The sequence below is a fragment of the Glycomyces artemisiae genome, from assembly GCF_003002955.1.
Taxonomy (GTDB): Bacteria; Actinomycetota; Actinomycetes; order Mycobacteriales; family Micromonosporaceae; genus Glycomyces; species Glycomyces artemisiae.
Genome location: NZ_PVTJ01000001.1, coordinates 815,714 through 835,900, shown reverse-complemented (window position 1 = coordinate 835,900; position 20,187 = coordinate 815,714). Strand labels below are relative to the sequence as shown.

Sequence of the window (20,187 nt, the reverse complement as noted above, 5' to 3'; positions counted from 1 at the left end):
CCAGGCATCCCCGCAAGTCAGGTGCTGAACAAGGAGCGACCCCGAATGCCAGCAGTCAACCGCAGAACCCTCCTCGGCGCGTCGGCCGCCGGGGCCGCGGCCGCCGTCGCCGCCGCCTCGCCCGCGGCCGCGAAGTCCTCCACGAAGCGCTACTCGTTCACGGTCATGGGCACCACCGACCTCCACGGGAACGTCTTCAACTGGGACTACTTCAAGGACGCCGCGTACACCGACGCCGCCGGGAACACCCGCGGCCTCGCCCGCGTCGCGACCCTCGTCGAGGAGATCCGCGAGGAGGTCGGGAAGCAGAACACGATCCTCATCGACGCGGGCGACACCATCCAAGGCACGCCCCTCGCGTACTACTACGCGCGCGTCGACCCGATCGCCGCCGACGGCGGGCCCGTCCACCCCATGGCCCAGGCCATGAACGCCGTCGACTACGACGCCGCCGCGCTCGGCAACCACGAGTTCAACTACGGCCTCGACACGCTCCGCAAGTTCGAGTCGCAGCTCGACTTCCCGCTCCTGGGCGCCAACGTGATCGACACCGAGACCGGCCGCCCCGCGTTCCCGCCGTACCACATCGTGCGCCTGCGCACGCCCCGCGGCCGCGACGTCAAGGTCGCGATCCTCGGCCTGTGCACCCCCGGCGTGACCATCTGGGACAAGGCCATCGTCGAAGGCGTCCTCGAATTCCCGAGCCTGGAGACCGAGGCCGCCTACTGGGTCAAGCACCTGCGCGAAGAGCAGTGCGTCGACGTCGTCATCGTCTCCGCGCACTCGGGCACCTCCGGGACCTCCGCGTACGACACCTCCACCGGCCTGGGCATCGAGAACGCCTCGAAGATCGTCGCCGAGACCGTCCCCGGCATCGACGCGATCCTGGTGGGCCACGCCCACGTCGAGATCGCCGAGACCCGCGTGGCCGGCCCCGACGGGCGCGAGGTGATCCTCTCCGAGCCGCTCTGCTACGGCCAGCGCCTCACCCGCTTCGACTTCGACCTGGTGTGGGACAAGGGATCCTGGAAGGTGGAGGCCGCGGGCGCGACGGTCCTCAACTCGAACACGGCCGAGGAGCACCCGGCGATCACCGAGATCCTCACCGCCGAGCACGACGAGGTCGTCGCCTACGTCAACCAGGTCGTCGGCCAGGCCTCGATCGACCTCGACACGGCCGAGGCCCGCTACAAGGACGAGCCGATCATCGACCTCATCACGAAGGTCCAGGAGGACGTCGTCAAGGGCGCGCTGGCGGGGACCGAGCACGCGGACCTGCCGGTGGTGTCGCAGGCGTCGCCGTTCTCGCGGACCTCGCTGATCCCGCAGGGCGACGTGAAGATCAAGGACCTGTCGAGCCTGTACATCTACGACAACACGCTGGTGGCGAAGCTGCTGACGGGCGCCGAGATCCGGGACTACCTGGAGTACTCCGCGCAGTACTACGTGCAGACCGCCGCGGGCGGGGCCGTGGACCCGGATGCGATCACGAACGCGGACAACCGGCCCGACTACAACTACGACTACGTCTCGGGCTTCACCTACGAGATCGACATCGCCAAGCCAGCGGGGTCGCGGATCGCGAACCTGAAGCACGCGGGCGCGGAGGTGGACGACGCGCAGCAGTTCGTGTTCGCGGTGAACAACTACCGGGCGAACGGCGGCGGGAACTTCCCGCACGTGGCCGCGGCCGAGGAGATCTGGAGCGAGTCGATCGAGATCCGCACCCGGATCATCGAGTGGGTGACCGCCAAGGGCGCCCTGGACCCGGCCGAGTTCGCGTCGGTGGACTGGGTGCTGACCCGCGACGGGGCCCCGGTCTTCTGAGCACCGACCCTATAGGATATATCCTATAGGATTAAGGGCGCCGCGGCCGATTGCCGCGGCGCCCTTTCACGTTCGGGGCGGACGTGGCAGTATTGCGTCCACCAGGCGAACTGACCGCCCGGCTAGCAGACGAGAACCCAATACGCCAGGAGCGCACATGGACTTCCGGGAAGAGGCCGCCGCCATCGAGGGCGAGCTGATCGCGCTGCGGCGCGAACTCCACCAGATCCCCGAGATCGGACTCGACCTGCCCAAGACGCAGGCGGCCGTGCTCGCCGCCCTGGAGGGCCTGCCCCTCGAAATCACGCTCGGCGAGTCGTCGACCGCGGTGACCGCGGTGCTGCGCGGCGGGAAGCCGGGCCCGGCGGTGCTGCTGCGCGGCGACATGGACGCGCTGCCGGTGACCGAGGAGAACCCCGCCGAATGGGTGTCGAAGCACGTCGGGACCATGCACGCGTGCGGGCACGACCTGCACACGGCCGGGCTCGTGGGCGCCGCGAAGCTCTTGTCCGCGCACCAGGCCGAGCTGGCCGGGGACGTGGTGTTCATGTTCCAGCCGGGCGAGGAGGGCTGGGACGGCGCCGGGCACATGATCGCCGAGGGCGTGCTGGAGGCGGCGGGCCGGAAGGTCGACGCGGCGTACGGGCTGCACGTCATCTCCGACACGGTGCCGCGCGGGGTGTTCACCACGAAGCCGGGGCCGATGATGGCCGCGTCCTCGGGGCTGTTCGTGAACGTGATCGGCAAGGGCGGGCACGGGTCGCGCCCGAACACGACGCTCGACCCGATCCCGGTGGCCGCCGAGATCATCACGGCGCTCCAGGCGCTGGTGACGCGCCGGTTCAACGTGTGGGACCCGATCGTGATCACCGTGGGGACGTTCAACGCCGGGACCCGGCACAACATCATCCCCGACAACGCGAAGTTCGCGGCGACGGTGCGCACGTTCTCGGAGGAGGCGCTCGCGCAGGTCGAGAAGGAGTCGGTGAAGCTCGCCGAGGACATCGCGACCGCGCACGGGCTCACCGCCGACGTGCGGTTCGAGCGCGAGTACCCGGCGACGGTCAACGACGCGGACGAGGCGGCGTTCGTCGCCGAGACCGCGAAGGACCTGTTCGGCGAGGACCGGTACGTGGAGATGCCCGACCCGGTCATGGGCTCGGAGGACTTCTCGCGCGTGCTGGAGGCGGTGCCGGGGAGCTACATGTTCTACGGCGCCACCGTGAAGGAGGACCCGGCGGACGCGGCGTCGAACCACTCGCCGCGCGCGGCGTTCGACGACTCGGTGCTGGCCGACGGCGCGGCGCTCCTCGCGGAGCTGGCCGTGCGCCGCATGAACCGCGGTTAGAAGACGAAATGGAGGGGAGGCGGGCCGCGGCCCGCCTCCCCTCGCTCCCTCAGTGAATCAGCTTGCGAGCTGTCAGCCTGCGAGCGTGGCGATCCCGTAGACCGCGCACGCGAGGCCGAAGCCCAGGAGGCCGATCGTGGTCTCCATGACCGTCCAGGTCTTCAGGGTGGTCTTGACGTCCATGCCGAGGAACCGGCCGACGAGCCAGAACCCGGAGTCGTTGACGTGGCTGGCCATGACCGAGCCCGCGGCGAGCGCGAGGACGATCGCGGCGAGCTGCACGGCGTTGTAGTCCCCCGCGCCGACGACGGGCTGGACGAGCCCGGCCGCGGCCGTCAGGGCCACGGTCGCCGACCCTTGGGCGATGCGCAGGGCGGTGGCGATCACGAAGCCCGCCACGATGACCGGCAGGCCGATCCCCGAGAGCGCGTCGGAGAGCGCGTCGCCGATGCCGCTGGTGCGCAGCACGCCGCCGAACATGCCGCCCGCGCCGGTGATGAGGATGATCGCGCAGACCGGGCCGAGGGCGTTGTTGAGGAGGTCCTCGACCCAGGCGCGGGTGCGGCCGCGGCGCTCGCCGAGGACGTAGGACGCGACGAACACGGTGACGAGCAGGGCGATCGGCGTGGAGCCGAGCGCGCGGGCGATGCTGAACCAGGAGGCCTCCGAGTCGACCCAGCCCGCGGACCCGGCGGTGTTCAGGCCGGTGTCGAAGAAGATCATCACCAGCGGGAGCAGCAGCAGGAGGATCACGGTGCGGGCGCGCGGCGGGTTCTCGGCGTCCTCGACCTGCGGGCCGCCGGAGAGCACGTCGGGCACGGGCAGCTCGATCCGCCTGCCGACCCACAGGCCGTACAGGTAGCTCGTCAGGTACCAGGTGGGGATCGCGACGAGCAGGCCGAGCGCCACGACGAGGCCGACGTCGGCGCCGAGCAGCGACGAGGCGGCGACCGGGCCGGGGTGCGGCGGCACGTAGATGTGCATCACGGAGAACGCGCCCGCGGCGGGGAGGGCGTACTTGAGGACGCCGCCGCCGAGGCGGCGCGCGACCGCGAAGATGATGGGCAGCATGACGACGAGCCCGGCGTCGAAGAAGATCGGGAAGCCGAAGATCAGCGACGCGACGCCCAGGGCGAGCGGCGCGCGGTCCTCTCCGAACTTCGCGATGAGCATGTCGGTCAGGGCTTTCGCGCCGCCGGAGACCTCGACGAGGCGCCCGAGCATCGCGCCGAGGCCGACCAGGAGCGCCACGCTCGCGAGCGTGGTGCCGAAGCCCGAGGAGATCACGGGGATGAGCTGATCGGCGGGGATGCCGGTGGCGAACGCGGTGAGCACCGAGACGGTGACCAGGGCGAGGAACGCGTGTACGCGCAGCCAGATGATGAGGACGAGCAGCAGGGCCACGGCCCCTGCGGCTATCCCCAGGAGCGGTCCCGCTCCGAGGGTCTGGGTCCAGTCCATTTCCATGGGGTGCAAGCTCCTTTGCATTGCGGGGGAATCGGGAGGAAAAGGGGAGGGGACGGGGGTCGAGGGGACCGGGGTCGGAGGGGCCGGGTCAGTGTTCGAGGAAGGCGAGGACCTGGTCGGCGATGTCGGCCGGGGTGTCGGCGACGTTCACGACGAGGCCGTCCTCGCCGGGGCCGAGCGGTTCGAGCGCGGCGAACTGGGAGTCGAGGAGGCTCGGGGGCATGAAGTGGCCGCCGCGGTGGGCGAGGCGCTCGCCGATGAGCTCGCGGGAGCCGTCGAGGTGGACGAAGCGGACGCGGGCGTCGGCCTCGCGGAGGATGTCGCGGTAGGCGCGGCGTAGGGCGGAGCAGGTGACGACGGTCGAGCGGCCCTGGGAGGCTGCGGCGCTGATGCGGTCGCGGATGATCCGCAGCCACGGCTCGCGGTCCGCGTCCGTCAGGGGGATCCCGGCGCTCATTTTCGCGATGTTGGCCGCGGGGTGGAGCTCGTCGCCCTCGGTGAAGGGCCAGCCGAGCCGGTCGGCGAGCAGCTCGGCGACGGTGCTCTTCCCCGAGCCCGACACCCCCATGACGACCAGGCAGGTCGCGGACATGGACCCCTCCTCCTTGAAAGGTAATACTTTTCAGACGGAAAGGTAACACCATTCGTACCGCGGCGCAACCCGGCCCCGGATAGGATTCCGGCATGGGCGACACGCGAAACCCCCTGGGCCTCCACGATCCCGTGCTCGACAAGCTCGGGCTGGAGATCGCCTCCGGCGAGCTCCCCGACGGCCGCGTGCTCACCCTCGACTGGATCCAGGAGCGCTTCGGCGTCTCCCGCACCGTCGCCCGCGAGGCCATGCGGGTCCTGGAGAACATGGGCATGGTCCGCTCCCGCCGGCGCGTCGGCATCACCGTGCGCCCCATCGCCGAATGGAACGTCTTCGACCCCAAGGTCATCTGGTGGCGCCTGGCCGGGCCCGGCCGCAACGCCCAGCTGCGCACCCTCACCGAGATGCGCATCGCCGTCGAGCCCCTCGCCGCCGGCGCCGCCGCCCGCGCCGCCACCGCACCCCAGCGCGCCCGCGTCGTCGAACTCGCCGCGGCCCTCCGCGACCTCGGCGAGGCCGCCGAGCTCACCGAGTTCATGGAGCGCGACGTCGAATTCCACGACCTCCTCCTGCGCGCCAGCGGCAACGAGATGTTCGGCGCCCTCGCCGACCCCGTCGCCGCCGTCCTCCGCGGCCGCACCCAGCTCGGCCTCATGCCCCACAAGCCCGTCCCCGAGGCCCTCGACCTCCACGACGCCGTGGCCGCCGCCGTCGCCTCCGGCCGCTCCGAGGACGCCGAGAACGCCATGCGCGAACTCCTCGCGGAAGTCCGCACCGCCATGCTCCCCCGCTTACGACGCGACCGGCCTCCACCCAGAGCGAGCCCGAGGCAACCCCCGGGAGGCCTGACAGCGCCTTCCAAGCGACAGGGGCGCACCCGTGTTCGCCCACCGCACACCAGGACCACCACACGCGCGGTCGGCAACCCCACGCCGCGCGCGCACCACTCCGCTGACGGCACCGGCGTGTTTGGGCCGCGACACGGCGTTTCGCCTGGTCTGAACAGAGAAGTACACGCAGTAACCGATTAGCATGAGCCCCAAAGACACCACGGCTCACAAGGCCGCGACTCCACCGCAGATCGGACTAGCCATGCCCGAGTTCGCACCCGTGCGATTGCCGCACTACGACGGCCGGGGCCCCGGCCCCCGCTCGCTCCTCGACGACGTCGCCGCCTGGGTCGAATCCGCGCCCATGGCCGCCCTCCTGCACCGCTTCGGCGGCGCGCTCCCGGGCACCGGCACCGCGACCGACCTCGCCTACCTCGAAGCGTTCTCCGCCGTCCACTGGGACTTCCGGGCCGGACGCGAACGCCACGAGACCGCGCCGCAGCCGCTCGACCCCGAGCAGGAGCTCGCCGTCACCGAAGCCGCGCTGGCCCTCGGCCTCGGCGCCGAGCTCAAGCCGCGCCTGGACCACTACACGCACGTGCTGGTCCTCGGCGGCCTCGTCGCCTCCTGCCTGTTCCGCACCCGGTTCGCCGCCGAGATCCTCGCCGCCGGGACCCGCGCCGACCACGTCACCGGCGTCGGCGGCTTCCGGCCGCTCGGCCCCGCCGACCTGGAGGCCGCGCGCCTCAGCGGACTCCACTGCGGCGCCTTCGAAGTCGACGCCATCGAAGCGTCCCTCAAGCGCGCCTTCGGCATCGACGGCCGCCCGCACATCGCCGAAGGCGGCGACCCGCACCGCGAACCCGGCCGGTCGTGGAAGGTCGCGACCTACGAGACCGGCCGGATGACCGTCCGCGCCGTCGCCGCCCCCTCGTCCGTCCCCGACCGACGCCGCGCCGACACCGTCGACACCTGCCGCTTCTGGGCCGACGAGATCGCCGACCTCACCCCCGGCGACAGCGTCCTGGTGGTGACCTCCGCGCCGTACACGGCGTTCCAGCACTGCGACGCCATCGCCCACATGGGACTGCCGTACGGCGTCGCGATCGACACCGTCGGCCTCGACCCCGCCGTGCTCCCCGAACCGCACTTCCGCAAGGCGCACAGCGCGAGCGGCTACCTCCAGGAGATCCGCTCGGCGATCCGCTCGATGCGGCGCCTCCACTACGCGGCCGCCACGGCCGAGGCGGAACTCGCGGTCGAGGCGGCGCGCGCATTACTGCGCGACGACGAATGAGCCGCTTAGGAGACGGCGCTCACGACGACCGACTCGACGACCTCCCGCACCGCGGACTCGTCGGGCAGGCCGCCCAGCTCCCCCGCGAACAGCAGGTGCCCGGTCCCGACGAGGGTCATCGCGAGCGTGCGCGGATCGGCGTCCGGCTTGAGGCGCCCCACGCGGCGCTCGGCGTCGAGGTAGGCCGCGAGGGACGCGCTGGCCTCGTTGAGGATCGGGAGCCCTTGCGGGGTCGTCTCGCGCAGGCGCGAGCGCAGCCCGTCGCGGGCGATCACGGCCTTCACCAGGCCCAGGTTCACGGGCGTGAACACGGAAGTAAGCGCCTGGGCCAGGTTCTCCACGAGCGGTTCCGAGCCCTGGAGCGAGCCGATCTCGTTCTCGGCCAAGGCGATGCGGGTGCGCACGAGCTCGGCCAGGAAGTCGTCGAAGTCCGCGAAGTGCCGGTGCAGCACACCTTTCGAAACTCCGGCCTCCTCCGTGACGGAGCGGCTGGTCAGCGCGTTCTGGCCGTCGCGCAGCAGGACCCGTTCGGCGGCGGCGAGCAGCCGCTCCCGCGCGTCGTGCATGGCGATACCGGTCGGCATGGGTCCTCCTCCAGGCGGCTCACTCTACCGCCAGGGGTGCAAGGTAGTCGGCGACGGACCGGTCGTCCCAGGCGCCTCCCGCCAGCGCGATGTAGCCGTCGGGGCGGACGAGCACGAGGCCGCCGTCCTTGACGCCGTAGCGCTCGAACGCCTCGTCCCCGGCGATCCGGTGGACGCGGACGTCCTCCCCCGCGACCGGTGCGGGCCGGGACCCGAAGAGCAGCAGGGTGAAGTGCGTGCCGCGGAACAGGTCGAAGAGCCGCACCCGCTCGCCGGTCCCGGTGTCGGTGCCGTGCGCGTCGGGGGCGCGGTCGCCCGCGCGGACGCCGATGCCGTCGTCGAGCTGCCGGGCGAGGCTGGAGCCGCGGTAGTGGAGGCTGAGGCCGCTGACGTCGCTGAACGGGTCCTTGCCCTCGAAGGTGCCGCGCATGCGGTCGGCGACCTGCGCGGCCCCGGCGGCGGCCCAGTGGCGGCCGCGGGCGACGGTCGTGTCGAGCACGTGGCGGGCCACGGGCATCCGTTCTTCCTCGTAGGTGTCGAGGAGGGACTCGGGGGCGCCGCGCAGGACGCGGGCGAGCTTCCAGCCGAGGTTGTAGGCGTCCTGGACACCGGTGTTCATGCCCTGGCCTCCGGCGGGCGGGTGGACGTGGGCGGCGTCCCCGGCGAGGAGCACGCGGCCGGAGCGGTAGCGGTCGACCATGCGGATGTTCACCTGGTAGACCGAGAGGTAGACGGGGTCGCGGAAGCTGACGCCGGGCAGGCCGACCCGTTCGGCGAAGATGCCGGCGAAGGCCTCCACCGAGACCGGTTCGCCGCCGCCCTCGGAGGGGAGCGGCGCGGTGAAGAACCACGTGCCGCTCTTGGGCATCGGGGCGAGGCTGAGCATCCCGCCGGGGCCCGCGGCCCACAGGTGCGCGACCGAGTCGTCGAGCCCGTCGACGGTGAGGTTCCCGAACAGCATCCGCTGCCGCTCCCACGTCTCGCCGAGGAAGCTGATCCCGGCCTGCTTGCGCACGGTGCTCCCGGCGCCGTCGCAGCCGACGAGGTACCGGGCCCGGATCTCCTCGCGGCGCCCGGCGAACCGGACGTCCGCGGTGACGCCGTCGCCGTCTTGCCTGAAGCCGGTGAACTCGCCGCCGAGCTCCACTGCGACCCCGTGGGACGCAAGGCGTTCGCGCAGTACGGCTTCGGTGAACTGCTGCCCGGCCATGAGGCTCCCGGGGTAGGGCGCGCCGGGGACGGGCGGGGCATCGTACATGACGACGTCGCGCACCACATTGCCGTCCTCGTCGTAGAAGCGCGAGGTGCCCGGCGCTTCCGCGTGCTTGCGCAGCTCGTCGAGGACGCCGAGGTCCTCGAAGACCTCCTGGGTGCGTCCGCGGACGCCCCGCGCCCTGGTCCCGACCTGGAACTGCTCGGCGCGGTCGATGATCCGCACTCCCACTCCGCGGCGGGCGAGGTCGCACGCGAGCGTGAGCCCGACCGGTCCGGCGCCGACGATGACGACCTTGGTCGCCGTTGCATCCTCCATGGGCACTTCCCTCCTCGCAGCCGATAATGACCGTGTGCCCATTATGAGTGGGCGGTTGCCCACTTGTCAATTCGGGAAGGCCGCTTACATCGATTCCGACATATATCTTGTGATCCCCGGGGGGCGGCCGACCCCGCGCGCCAGCATGCGGGGTCGGCCGAGGGAGTCGGCCCTCAGATGAGGAACCGGGTGTACGCGGGCAGGGTGAGGAACGTCGGGTAGTCCTCGCCCAGCGCGCACTCGGTGAAGACCGACAGGGCGTCGTCGAAGCGGTCGCCGTCGAAGCGCTGGAGCGACGCGTACTCCTCCTTGAGGAGCTGGCCGACCCAGTCGCGGGTCACGGTGCGGCCGTCATCGGTCTTGGCTCCGGCGTTGATCCACTGCCAGATCTGCGAGCGCGAGATCTCGGCGGTCGCGGCGTCCTCCATGAGGTTGTTGATCGCCGCGGCGCCGACGCCGCGCAGCCAGGACTCGATGTAGCGCACGCCCACTTCGAGGTTCTTGCGGATGCCGGCCTCGGTGATCTGTCCGGGCGTGGCGGCGACGTCGAGGAGCGCGGCGGCGTTCGGGACCACGTCCTCGCGCTGCCGGTCGATCTGGTTCGGCAGCCCGCCGAGGGTCTCGTCGAAGACCTCCATCGCGACGGGCACGAGGTCGGGGTGGGCGACCCAGGAGCCGTCGAAGCCGTCGTCGGCCTCGCGGGTCTTGTCGGCGCGGACCTTCTCCAGCGCGACCGCGTTGGCCTCGGGGTCCTTGCGGGAGGGGATGAACGCGGCCATGCCGCCGATCGCGGAGGCGCTGCGGCGGTGGCAGGTGCGCACCAGCAGCTCGGTGTAGGCGCGCATGAACGGCGCGGTCATGGTGACCTGGTCGCGGTCGGGCAGCACGAAGCGGGCGCCGCGCTCGCGGAAGTTCTTGATGACCGAGAAGATGTAGTCCCAGCGCCCGGCGTTCAGGCCCGAGGAGTGGCGGCGCAGCTCGTAGAGGATCTCCTCCATCTCGAACGCGGCGGTGATCGTCTCGATGAGGACGGTGGCCCTGATCGTGCCGCGCGGGACGCCGAGGAGGTCCTGGGCGGTGTCGAACACGTCGTTCCACAGGCGCGCTTCGAGGTGCGATTCGAGCTTCGGCAGGTAGAAGTAGGGGCCGCGGCCCAGTTCCAGGAGCCGGTGGGCGTTGTGGAAGAAGTACAGGCCGAAGTCCACGAGGGACCCGGCGACGGGCAGGCCGTCGACGCGCAGGTGCAGTTCGGCGAGGTGCCACCCGCGGGGGCGCACGATGATCGTCGGCAGGTCGGTCAGGGTCTCGCCCTTCAGGCGGTACTCCTTGCCCTGCTCGGAGGTGAAGTCGATGCGCCGCTCGATGGCATCGCGCAAGTTCACCTGCGAGTCGATGACGTTGTGCCAGTTGGGGGTGGAGGAGTCCTCCAGGTCGGCCATCCAGCATTTCGCGCCCGAGTTGAGCGCATTGATCGTCATCTTCCGGTCGCAGGGGCCCGTGATCTCGACGCGGCGGTCCTCCAGGCCGGGGGCGAGGGTGGCGACGCTCCAGGAGAAGTCGTCGCGCACGTCGGCGGTCTCGGGCAGGAAGCCGGGGTCGGCGCCGTTGGCGATGCGGATGCGCCGCTCCTGCCGGGCCTGGAGGATCTCCTGGCGGCGGGGCGCGAACTTGCGGTGCAGGGCGGCGATGAAGTCGAGCGCCTCGGGCGTGAGGACCTCGTCCTCGCGCGCGACGCGGGGCCCGTTGACCGTGATGCCCGCGTCGGTGCGGATCTGGGAATCGATGACCACTGGTAACTCCTCATGTGGTTGGGCGGGACCGGCTCCGGCCCCGCCCGAACGGACTGGTCGCCGGACGGCTAGTGGAACTGCCCCTGCTCGGTGGACCCGGCGAGCGCGAGGGTCGCCGAGTTCGGGTTGAGCGCGGACGTGACGAGGTCGAAGTAGCCGGTGCCGACCTCGCGCTGGTGCTTCGTGGCGGTGTACCCGAGTTCCTCGGCGGCGAACTCGCGCTCCTGGAGGTCCACGTAGGCGGTCATGCCCTCGCGGGCGTAGCCGTGGGCGAGGTCGAACATGGAGTGGTTGAGCGCGTGGAACCCGGCGAGGGTGATGAACTGGAACGTGAACCCCATGGAGCCGAGCTCGCGCTGGAACTTCGCGATCGTGTCGTCGTCCAAGTGGCGCTTCCAGTTGAACGAGGGCGAGCAGTTGTAGGCGAGCATCTGGTCGGGGCGCTCGGCCTTGATCGCCTCGGCGAAGGTGCGGGCCGCTTCGAGGTCGGGCGTGCCGGTCTCCATCCACAGCAGGTCGGCGTAGGGCGCGTAGGCGAGGCCGCGGGCGATGCACGACTCGATGCCGTTCGCGACGCGGTAGTAGCCCTCGGCGGTGCGCTCGCCGGTGAGGAACCTGGCATCGCGCTCGTCCACATCGGAGGTCAGCAGGGTGGCGGCCTCGGCGTCGGTGCGGGCGACGATGACGCTGGGGACGCCTTCGACGTCGGCGGCGAGCCTGGCGGCGTTCAGGGTCCTGATGTGCTGGCCCGTGGGGATGAGGACCTTGCCGCCGAGGTGGCCGCACTTCTTCTCGGAGGCGAGCTGGTCCTCCCAGTGGACGCCCGCGGCGCCGGCGGCGATCATGCCCTTCATGAGCTCGAAGGCGTTGAGGGGCCCGCCGAAGCCCGCTTCGGCGTCGGCGACGATCGGCACGAGCCAGTCGTCCACGGACTGGACGCCTTCGGCGGCCTCGATCTGGTCGGCGCGCATGAGCGCGTTGTTGATGCGGCGCACCACCTGCGGGACGGAGTTCGCCGGGTACAGGGACTGGTCGGGGTAGGTCTGGCCCGCGAGGTTCGCGTCGGCGGCGACCTGCCAGCCGGACAGGTAGATCGCGTGCAGGCCGGCCTTGACCTGCTCGACGGCCTGGCCGCCGGTCATCGCGCCGAGCGCGTGGGTGTACCCGCCGGTGGCGGCGTCCTCGGTGAGCCGGGACCAGAGGCGCTCCGCACCGCGGCGGGCGAGGGTGTGCTCCTCGGTGACGCGGCCGCGGAGGCGCACGACGTCGGCGGCGGTGTAGTCGCGGGCGGTGTCGGCCCAGCGGGGGTCGGACGCCCACTCGATGGCGAGGCGTTCGGCGGCGAGTTGCGTGTCGATCGGGTCGCGCTTGCTGTCGGACATCGTCGGCTCCGAGAGTCGGGACCGCCGCAGCGGTCATTACTTGCAGGTAACAGCAATCTTTCATCGATCGGGACGACGCATCAGAGGTTCCCGGTAGAAAGATTCGCGTTTCTTCGCGATACTGGGGAAATGACGAACCTGCCGCCGCGCCCCTCCGAGGCCCCGCACCGCCCGTGGGGCGCCGCCGAGGCCGCCGAACTGGCCGCCGACGACGTCTCGGTCGACCTCATCAGCCTCGGCAAGCAGATCCGGCACCTGCGCAAACAGCGCGAGATGAGCCTCGACGACCTCGGCGCGGCCGTCGGCGCCGCGCCCTCGCAGCTCTCGCTCATCGAGAACGGCAAGAAGGAGCCGAAGCTGTCGATGCTGCGGGCGCTCGCGAAGGCGTTCGGCGTTTCTTCCGACGAGCTGCTCGGCGCGGAGCCCCCGAACCGGCGCGTGGCGCTGGAGATCGAGCTGGAGCGGGCCCAGCGCAGCAGTCAGTACCGGTCGCTGGGGCTGCCGTCGGTGAAGCCGTCGAGCCGCATTCCCACCGAGGCACTCGAAGCCCTCGTGGGCCTGCACCGGGAAGTGGACCGCCAGGTCAACCTGCACACGGCCACGCCGGAGGAGGCCCGGCGCGCGAACACGGAGCTGCGGCGGCGGATGCGCGACAAGGACAACTACTTCGCCGACATCGAGGCCGAGGCGCGCACGCTGCTCGGCAAGGTCGACTACGCGGGCGGCCCGCTGTCGCAGCACCAGATCGCCGACCTCGCGGCGCACCTGCGGTTCACGCTCCACCACGTGGACGACCTGCCGCATTCGACGCGGTCGGTCACCGACCTCAAGCACCGGCGGATCTACCTGACGCAGGTCGGGACCGGCTCGCACGACCCGCGCACGGTCCTGCTCCAGGCCCTCGCGAGCTACGTCCTGGAGCACGAGGTGCCGCGCACGTACCTGGAGTTCCTGGGCCAGCGCGTGTCCACGAACTACCTGGCCGCGGCGCTGCTGATCCCGGAGTCGAGCGCGGTGGCGTTCCTGCGGAGCGCCATGGCGGACAAGGAGGTCGCGGTCGAGGACCTGCGCGACAACTTCGCGGTCTCGTACGAGGCGGCGGCGCACCGGTTCACCAACCTCGCCACGCACCATCTGGGCATTCGCACGCACTTCCAGAAGGTCCACAAGTCGGGGATCATCTTCAAGGCGTACGAGAACGACGACGTGGCGTTCCCGGCGGACCCGACCGGCGCGATCGAGGGCCAGCCGATCTGCCGGTACTGGACGAGCCGCCAGGTGTTCGACGTGCCCGACAAGTTCAACGCCTTCAACCAGTACACGGACACGGCGACGGGCACCTACTGGTGCACGGCCCGGACCGAGCGCAGCGCCGACGGGCTGTTCTCGCTGTCGATCGGCGTCCCCTACGAGTCGGCGAAGTGGTTCCGCGGCAAGGAGACCAAGGCCCGCTCGGTCTCCCGCTGCCCCGACCCCGACTGCTGCCGCAACCCGCCCCGCAACCTCGCCAAGACCTGGGCCGGCCAGGTCTGGCCCACCGCCCGCGCCGCCAGCTCCCAACTCGCGGCGATGCCCCTGGGCTCCTTCCCAGGCGTCGACGAGACCGAGGTCTACCAGTTCCTCGAAAGGCACTCCCGACCCTGACCCATATATTGACTTTCTTCGATGAAAGTGGTTACCGTGGCATTCGGGACGGCAAGCGCCTTCCCGATCTCGTACCCGGCACCAGCGAGAAAGTCACCCTCACATGACCCACCAGCATTCGGGCCGACTCCGGAAGGCGGTGTTCGCCATCGCAGCGGTCGTCGCCGTCGCGGCCGGCACCGCCTCCGCGTTCGCTTCGACCTCCGCCGCCTCCGCCCAGACCACCACGATCACCGTGGCCGTCAACGGGAACGACGCCAACGCGGGCACCGTCGCCGCGCCGCTCAAGACCATCCAGGCCGCGGTCGACAAGGCCGTGCCCGGCACCGTCATCCAGATCCGCGGCGGCACCTACGCGCCGAGCACCAACATCCAGGTCAACTCCAACGGCACCGCCGGTGCCCCGATCACCATGCGCGCCTACGGCACCGAGAAAGTCGTCATCGACGGCGAGAACATGCCGTACACGCCCGGCGCCGTCGACTCCTCGATCCCCCGCGCCGACCGCGGCGCGCTCCACGTCGAAGGCGACTTCTGGCGCTTCGAGCGCCTGGAGATCGTCCACGGCCCGTACGCGATCTTCGCGCTCGACGCCAGCGGCAACGTCTACGACCGCCTCGTCACCCGCGACAACTACGAGTCGGGCCTCCACATCCAGGGCGCCTCGGCGAACAACACGATCCTCAACCTCGACTCGTACGGCAACCGCGACCCGCGCAAGAACGGCGAGAGCGCCGACGGCCTCGCGATCAAGGAGGGCTCGGGCACCGGCAACAAGGTGATCGGCGCGCGCCTGTGGAACAACGCCGACGACGGCTTCGACGCGTGGGAGTTCCTCTCGCCCATCCGCATCGAGGACACCGCCGCCTGGGGCAACGGCTACAACTACTGGAACCTGCCGAACTACTCCGGCGACGGCAACGGCTTCAAGCTGGGCGGCGGCGACGTCGACCCGCCCGCGAACCACGTCGTGGTGAACTCCATGGCGTGGAAGAACTCCGCGCACGGCTTCACCGACAACGGCAACCCCGGCTCGCTCCAGATCAGCCGCTCCACGGCGTGGAAGAACGGCAAGACCGGCTTCGACTTCGACTCCTCGACCTCGACGCTCACCGCGAACCTCGCGGTGAACAACGCGACGCCGGTGGCCCTCGGCTCCTCGACCGGCTCGGGCAACTCGTGGAACATCAAGTCGAGCTGGGTCGACGCGGACCTCGCGAACACCAGCGCCGCCGTCGTCACCGGCGCGCGGGCCGCCGACGGCTCGATCGCCTCGACGAACTTCCTCGTCCCGAAGAACTACCCGAACCTAGGCGCGACGTTCGCCTAGCCCCAGGGGGCCGGGCCGCGGACGCGGCCCGGCCCGGCGCCTCCACCCTGGTCCCCCACCCCGCCGACCTGCCCCGCTGTCCCGTCACACACTGCCGCCCACCGGGGCCACCACGGCATCGACGTCTTTGCAATCATGAGCGCCATGACACCGACGTTCGTCCTCATCCACGGTTCCAACGCCAACTCGTTCTCCTGGGCCCCGCTCATGCGGGAGCTGGCCCTGCGCGGCCACCGCTCCCTCGCGGTGGACCTGCCGGGCCACGGCTTCGCGGCGGGCATGCCGTCCGCGTACCAGACCCAGGACGCGGCGGAGCTGGCCGTGGCGGCGTCGAAGCTCGACGGCGTGGGCCTCCAGGCGAACGTCGACCACGTCACCGCGATCCTGGAGCGCGCGAGGGAGCACGGGCCGGTCATCGCCGTGGCCCACAGCCGCGGCGGCGTGACCCTCACGGCGGTCGCCAACCGCCGCCCGGACCTGCTCGACCGGATCGTCTACGCCTCGGCGTGGTGCTGCGTCGACCACACCCCGCGCGAGTACGTGGCCCGGCCCGAGAACGCCGGGAGCGTCCTCGACCAGGCCATGGGCGTGGCCGCGGCGAACCCGGCCCGCCTCGGCGCGGTCCGCATGAACTGGCGCACCGCCGACCCCGTGCTCCTCGGGGCGCTCAAGGAGTCGATGCTCGCCGACGGCACCGACGACGAGTTCCGCGTGTTCCTCTCCACGCTCACCCCCGACGAGAGCCTCGACGCGGGCGGACCTGAAGACCGCGCCGACGCCGCCACCTGGGGCCGGATTCCGCGCAGCTACGTGCGGCTGACGCAGGACACGTCGATCCCGATCGAGCTCCAGGACCTGTTCATCAAGGAGGCCGACGCACTCACCCCGGACAACGTGTTCGACGTCCACACCATCGAGACGAGCCACGTCGGCGCCCTCGTCCGCCCCGAGCGCTTCGCCGAGATCCTGGCAGGCCTCGCCTGAGACCTGCCGCGCGCGGGGCAAGCCCTCTGGCACACCGCGTGCCATCTTTCCGGCCGGTCCGGCCCCGCAAAGGCGGCCGAACCGGCCGTTAGTCCTCATCGGACACTTGAGTTACGGTCGGGCACACCGGCGTGTACCCACGGTCAGCGCGCGGCGACTCCATACTGAGGCGGCAATCCACCCTTCCCCCAAGGAGTGCCATGAGCCTCGTCAGACGCCTCATGATCGCGGTGACGCTCGCCGTCTCCGCGGTCTTCTTCATCCCGGCCCCCGCGCAGGCGGGCGGCTACTGGATCGAGGTCTGCTTCCCCGACACCAGGACCGACGACCCCTTCGACCTCATCTGCGTGCCGGTTGAGGTCCCCGTCGAGGGGCCGCGCAAGTGGTGGCCGCCCGAGTGCTGGGTCTGCCTGCCGTCCTTCGACTTCTGGAGGGACTACGTCGACCCCGCCGTCCGCTACGACTTCAACGAGCGCTTCGGCAAGGGCCTCGGGCTCCTCGCCGAATCCCACCTCACCGACGACGAAAAGCTCGCCGAGCAGCTGCGCGCCGAAGCGGGCGGCCAGTTCCTCGCCGCCGCCGAGATCGTCTCCGAGTACGAGATCGGGTTCGACGGCTTCGCCTGGACCGACCCGGTCAACGGCGAGTACCTCGGCGACCCGCAGCCCGACCCCGGGATCGCGGCCGGGTACGCGATGGCCGAAGGCGTCCGGATCCTCCAGAACACCCTCGGCAAAGAGCCCGACATCGAAGGGGCCCTGAAGGAGTTCGACGCGGCCTACGAGAGCCTGTCCGAACTGGCGGCCGCGTGATGAGCGCCCGGACGACACTGCGCCGGACCCTCCGGCTCGCCGCGGGCCTAGCGGCCGCGCTGGCGCTCGCGCTCTCCACCGCGCTGCTCGTGCAGGCCCCGGCCCAGGCGGGCGGCGGCACGTTCAGGTACTGCTTCTTCGTCATCGACGAGGAGACCGGCACCGTCGAACGCGTCTGCCCCGAGTGGGAGATCCCCGTCGAGGGGCCGCGCAAGTGGTGGCCGAAGGACTGCTGGGTGTGCCTGGGGCTCTTCGACTTCGAGGACTACGCGGTCAACCCGGCCGAACGCGTCTCGTTCTACGAGCAGCTCGGGCAGGGACAGACGCTCCTCGCGCAGGCGGACCTGACGAAGGACGAGAAGCTCGCCGAGCAGCTGCGATCCGAAGCGGCGGCGGCGTTCTACTCGGCCGCGAAGCTCATCGACAAGGGCGGCGCGGTGTCCTATAAGGGCTTCAGCTGGTTCGACCCGCAGTCGGGCAAGGTGTACGACGATCCCGATCCGCAGCCGAACCTCGAATTCGGGTCCTCGGTGGAGGCCGGGCTCGCGTACATGCAGCAGGCGGTGCTGGAGCCCCAGCCCCATCCCTGGATCGAATCCGCGATGAAGGAGTTCGAGCAGGCGAACGCCGCGATCGAGGCCATCGCCGCGGGCTGAGCCGCGTCCGCGGGCCGGGGGCGGCGTCCCCGGCCCGTGGACGATCACGCATCGAACGTGGCTCTGCGGCCATTCATCCGCTACCGAATCGACGGTTGACTGGTCCCATGAGCGAACACACCCACACCCGAACCATCCTCGTCACCGGCGCCACCGGCAAGGTCGGCCGCCGCCTCACCGAACTGCTCCGCGCCGGCGGGCACGACGTGCGCGCGGTCTCCCGCAGCACCGCGATCCCCCTCGACTGGACCGATGAGTCCACTTGGGACGCCGCCCTGGAAGGCGCTGCCGCCGTCTACCTCGTGCCGCCGGACCACCCGTTCCCCGCCGACGCGTTCGTCGCCGCCGCGGAGAAGGCGGGCGTGCGCCGCATCGTCGCCCAGTCGGGCCGCAGGGTCCAGGACCTGGCCGCGGCGGCCGGGGTCGGCCCCGAGGCCATCGGCATGTACGCGGCCCAGACGGCCGTGCAGGCGTCGGGGATCGAGTGGACCGTCTTGCAGCCCAACAACTTCAACGAGAACTTCAGCGAAGGCGACTACTACCCAGCGGTGCTCGCCGGGGAGCTGGCGCTGCCGCTGGCGGGGACCGCGGAGCCGCTGATCGCCGTCGCCGACATCGCCGCGGTGGCCGCCGCGGTCCTCACCGGGGACGGCCACCACGGGCGCGTCTACGAGCTCAGCGGCCCCGAGTCGCTGTCGATGGACGCGGCGATGGCCGCCATCGCCGCCGCCTCCGGCAAGCCGGTGGCCTTCCGCGCCGAGGCCCCGGAGGAGCACGACGCGGCCCTCCGCGCCGCGGGCCTCCCCGAGGACCTCGTCGTGTTCCTCAACCTCATGTACGAGTTCATGCGCGGCGGCGCCATGGCCGCGACCACCGGCGACGTCGAACGCGTCCTCGGCCGCGCCCCGATCCGCTTCGCGGACTGGGCGGCCGAGACCGCGAAGACGGGCGTCTGGTCCGGCGCCTAGACCGTGCGCGCCGCGGCGAGTTCGGGGTAGAGGGCGGCCGGGTCGGCGTTGAGGACCGCCTTGAAGTCGACGGTGACCTGGTCGGCGAGGACTTCGAGCGCGCCGGTCTCGATGCCGTCGAGGCCGGCGCGGGCGATGTCGGCCGGGTCGCTCTTGTCGGCGGGGATGCCCTTGAGCATGTCGGTGTCGATCCCGGCGACGTGCAGCCCGGTCACCTGCGTCCCCTGGGCGGCGAGTTCGAGGCGCGCGCCGTTCGTGAGGCTCCACGACGCGGCCTTCGCCGCCGAGTACGCGTGGCCCATCCCGGCCGAGCGCCACGACAGGACCGACAGGATGTTGAGGATCGCGCCGCCGCCGTTCGCGCCGAGCACGGGCGCGAAGGCCCGCACCATGTTCAGGGTTCCGAAGAAGTTCGTCTCCATCTCCAGGCGGATCGCGTCCTCGGGGCCGCCGACGAGGTTCGCGAACGTCGCGATCCCCGCGTTGTTGACGAGGATCGTCGTGTCGGACGCGGTCGCGACGGCCGCCGCGACGGACGCCGGGTCGGTGATGTCGAGCTGCACGGGCTCCACGCCGAGCAGGTCGACCGAATCGATCCGGCGCGACCCGGCATAGACCTTGGCCGCGCCGCGTTCCAGAAGTTGCCGGGCGAAATGGCGGCCCATGCCGCGGTTGGCGCCGGTGACGAATGCGATTGATCCTTTGATGTCCATGCGGTCGACGCTATGACCTCACGTCAGCGTGAGGGGCAAGCGACGGTGGCGGACACCACAGCGGGAAACGGGAGGGCGCGGATGCGCATCGGAGAACTGGCCGAGGCGACGGGCGCGACGGTGCGCGCGCTCAGGTACTACGAGGAGCAGGGCCTCCTGCACCCCGAGCGCACCGCGAGCGGCCAGCGCGTCTACCCGGCCGACGCGGTCGACCAGGTCCAGTGGATCAAGCTCATGTTCGCGAACGGCCTGCCGAGCCGCGCGATCGCGAAGCTCCGGCGCTGCCGCAGCGCCGACGAGGTCACGCCCGAGCAGCGGGCGGTGATCTACGAGGAGCACGCCCGCGTCGAGGCCGAGTTCCGGGCCGCCGCGGCCACGAAGGCGCGGTTCGAGAAGATGCTCAGCTTCATCGAAGAGTCCTGAACGCGGTCC

17 protein-coding genes and 1 pseudogene are annotated in these 20,187 nt (G+C 71.0%); 11 read left to right on the top strand and 7 right to left on the bottom strand.

All coding sequences use genetic code 11. The annotated features are described in order from the left end of the window. Window positions 1–45 precede the first annotated feature (45 nt). Together B0I28_RS03965 and B0I28_RS03960 are read left to right on the top strand one after the other, a co-directional pair. Window positions 46–1,827 carry a bifunctional metallophosphatase/5'-nucleotidase gene (locus B0I28_RS03965; RefSeq protein ID WP_106362474.1) on the top strand — a complete coding sequence of 594 codons (1,782 nt, stop codon included), beginning with the start codon at window positions 46–48 and terminating at the stop codon, window positions 1,825–1,827. Window positions 1,828–1,984: 157 nt separating this feature from the next. Further along, window positions 1,985–3,175 (top strand): M20 metallopeptidase family protein, encoded by a 1,191-nt coding sequence (locus B0I28_RS03960; RefSeq protein WP_106362473.1) that lies wholly within the window; start codon window positions 1,985–1,987, stop codon window positions 3,173–3,175. Window positions 3,176–3,247: 72 nt separating this feature from the next. Here B0I28_RS03960 and B0I28_RS03955 read toward each other — a convergent pair whose 3' ends face one another. Next, window positions 3,248–4,642: a GntP family permease gene (locus tag B0I28_RS03955; RefSeq protein ID WP_106362472.1), complete on the bottom strand. Its 1,395-nt coding sequence runs from the start codon at window positions 4,640–4,642 to the stop codon at window positions 3,248–3,250. Between the two features lie 88 nt (window positions 4,643–4,730). Beyond that, a complete protein-coding gene (locus B0I28_RS03950) occupies window positions 4,731–5,234 on the bottom strand; it encodes a gluconokinase (RefSeq protein WP_106362471.1) in 504 nt (167 codons plus the stop codon). Between the two features lie 92 nt (window positions 5,235–5,326). Here B0I28_RS03950 and B0I28_RS03945 point away from each other — a divergent pair. Beyond that, a pseudogene (locus B0I28_RS03945) lies at window positions 5,327–6,034 on the top strand (FadR/GntR family transcriptional regulator); the annotation flags it as partial. A 292-nt stretch (window positions 6,035–6,326) separates the two neighbouring features. Continuing rightward, window positions 6,327–7,361: a hypothetical protein gene (locus B0I28_RS03940; RefSeq protein ID WP_219926531.1), complete on the top strand. Its 1,035-nt coding sequence runs from the start codon at window positions 6,327–6,329 to the stop codon at window positions 7,359–7,361. Window positions 7,362–7,366: 5 nt separating this feature from the next. On the opposite strand, the gene B0I28_RS03935 is transcribed toward B0I28_RS03940, so the two are convergent. The 4 genes from B0I28_RS03935 to aceA form a co-directional block, all read right to left on the bottom strand. After that, entirely contained in the window at window positions 7,367–7,945 is a 579-nt protein-coding gene (locus tag B0I28_RS03935; protein WP_106362469.1) for a TetR/AcrR family transcriptional regulator, read from the bottom strand. Window positions 7,946–7,964: 19 nt separating this feature from the next. Next, complete coding sequence (locus tag B0I28_RS03930; RefSeq protein ID WP_181245626.1) at window positions 7,965–9,476, bottom strand: FAD-dependent monooxygenase; 1,512 nt, start codon at window positions 9,474–9,476, stop codon at window positions 7,965–7,967. A gap of 173 nt (window positions 9,477–9,649) precedes the next feature. Then, on the bottom strand, window positions 9,650–11,260 hold the full coding sequence (aceB, locus tag B0I28_RS03925; RefSeq protein WP_425433425.1) for a malate synthase A: 1,611 nt from the start codon (window positions 11,258–11,260) through the stop codon (window positions 9,650–9,652). A gap of 74 nt (window positions 11,261–11,334) precedes the next feature. Next, window positions 11,335–12,648 (bottom strand): isocitrate lyase, encoded by a 1,314-nt coding sequence (gene aceA, locus B0I28_RS03920; protein WP_106362466.1) that lies wholly within the window; start codon window positions 12,646–12,648, stop codon window positions 11,335–11,337. A 129-nt stretch (window positions 12,649–12,777) separates the two neighbouring features. Here aceA and B0I28_RS03915 point away from each other — a divergent pair, with 129 nt between their 5' ends. The 6 genes from B0I28_RS03915 (at window position 12,778) to B0I28_RS03890 (ending at window position 19,042) form a co-directional block, all read left to right on the top strand. Then, on the top strand, window positions 12,778–14,292 hold the full coding sequence (locus B0I28_RS03915; RefSeq protein ID WP_106362465.1) for a helix-turn-helix transcriptional regulator: 1,515 nt from the start codon (window positions 12,778–12,780) through the stop codon (window positions 14,290–14,292). 103 nt (window positions 14,293–14,395) lie between these two features. Then, entirely contained in the window at window positions 14,396–15,622 is a 1,227-nt protein-coding gene (locus B0I28_RS03910) for a right-handed parallel beta-helix repeat-containing protein (RefSeq protein WP_106362464.1), read from the top strand. Window positions 15,623–15,766: 144 nt separating this feature from the next. Continuing rightward, entirely contained in the window at window positions 15,767–16,606 is an 840-nt protein-coding gene (locus B0I28_RS03905; protein WP_106362463.1) for an alpha/beta hydrolase, read from the top strand. Between the two features lie 200 nt (window positions 16,607–16,806). Beyond that, window positions 16,807–17,418, top strand: a complete 612-nt coding sequence (locus B0I28_RS03900; RefSeq protein WP_106362462.1) for a hypothetical protein — start codon at window positions 16,807–16,809, stop codon at window positions 17,416–17,418. Further along, a complete protein-coding gene (locus B0I28_RS03895) occupies window positions 17,418–18,074 on the top strand; it encodes a hypothetical protein (protein ID WP_106362461.1) in 657 nt (218 codons plus the stop codon). Before B0I28_RS03900 ends, B0I28_RS03895 begins: the two co-directional genes overlap by 1 nt. 107 nt (window positions 18,075–18,181) lie before the next feature. Then, on the top strand, window positions 18,182–19,042 hold the full coding sequence (locus B0I28_RS03890) for an NAD(P)H-binding protein (protein ID WP_106362460.1): 861 nt from the start codon (window positions 18,182–18,184) through the stop codon (window positions 19,040–19,042). Here B0I28_RS03890 and B0I28_RS03885 read toward each other — a convergent pair. Next, the gene (locus B0I28_RS03885; protein ID WP_106362459.1) at window positions 19,039–19,755 is read right to left on the bottom strand and encodes an SDR family oxidoreductase; all 717 of its coding nucleotides are present in this window, start codon (window positions 19,753–19,755) and stop codon (window positions 19,039–19,041) included. The genes B0I28_RS03890 and B0I28_RS03885 overlap by 4 nt on opposite strands. 81 nt (window positions 19,756–19,836) lie before the next feature. Here B0I28_RS03885 and B0I28_RS28190 point away from each other — a divergent pair, with 81 nt between their 5' ends. After that, entirely contained in the window at window positions 19,837–20,178 is a 342-nt protein-coding gene (locus tag B0I28_RS28190) for a MerR family transcriptional regulator (protein ID WP_106362458.1), read from the top strand. Window positions 20,179–20,187 lie beyond the last annotated feature (9 nt).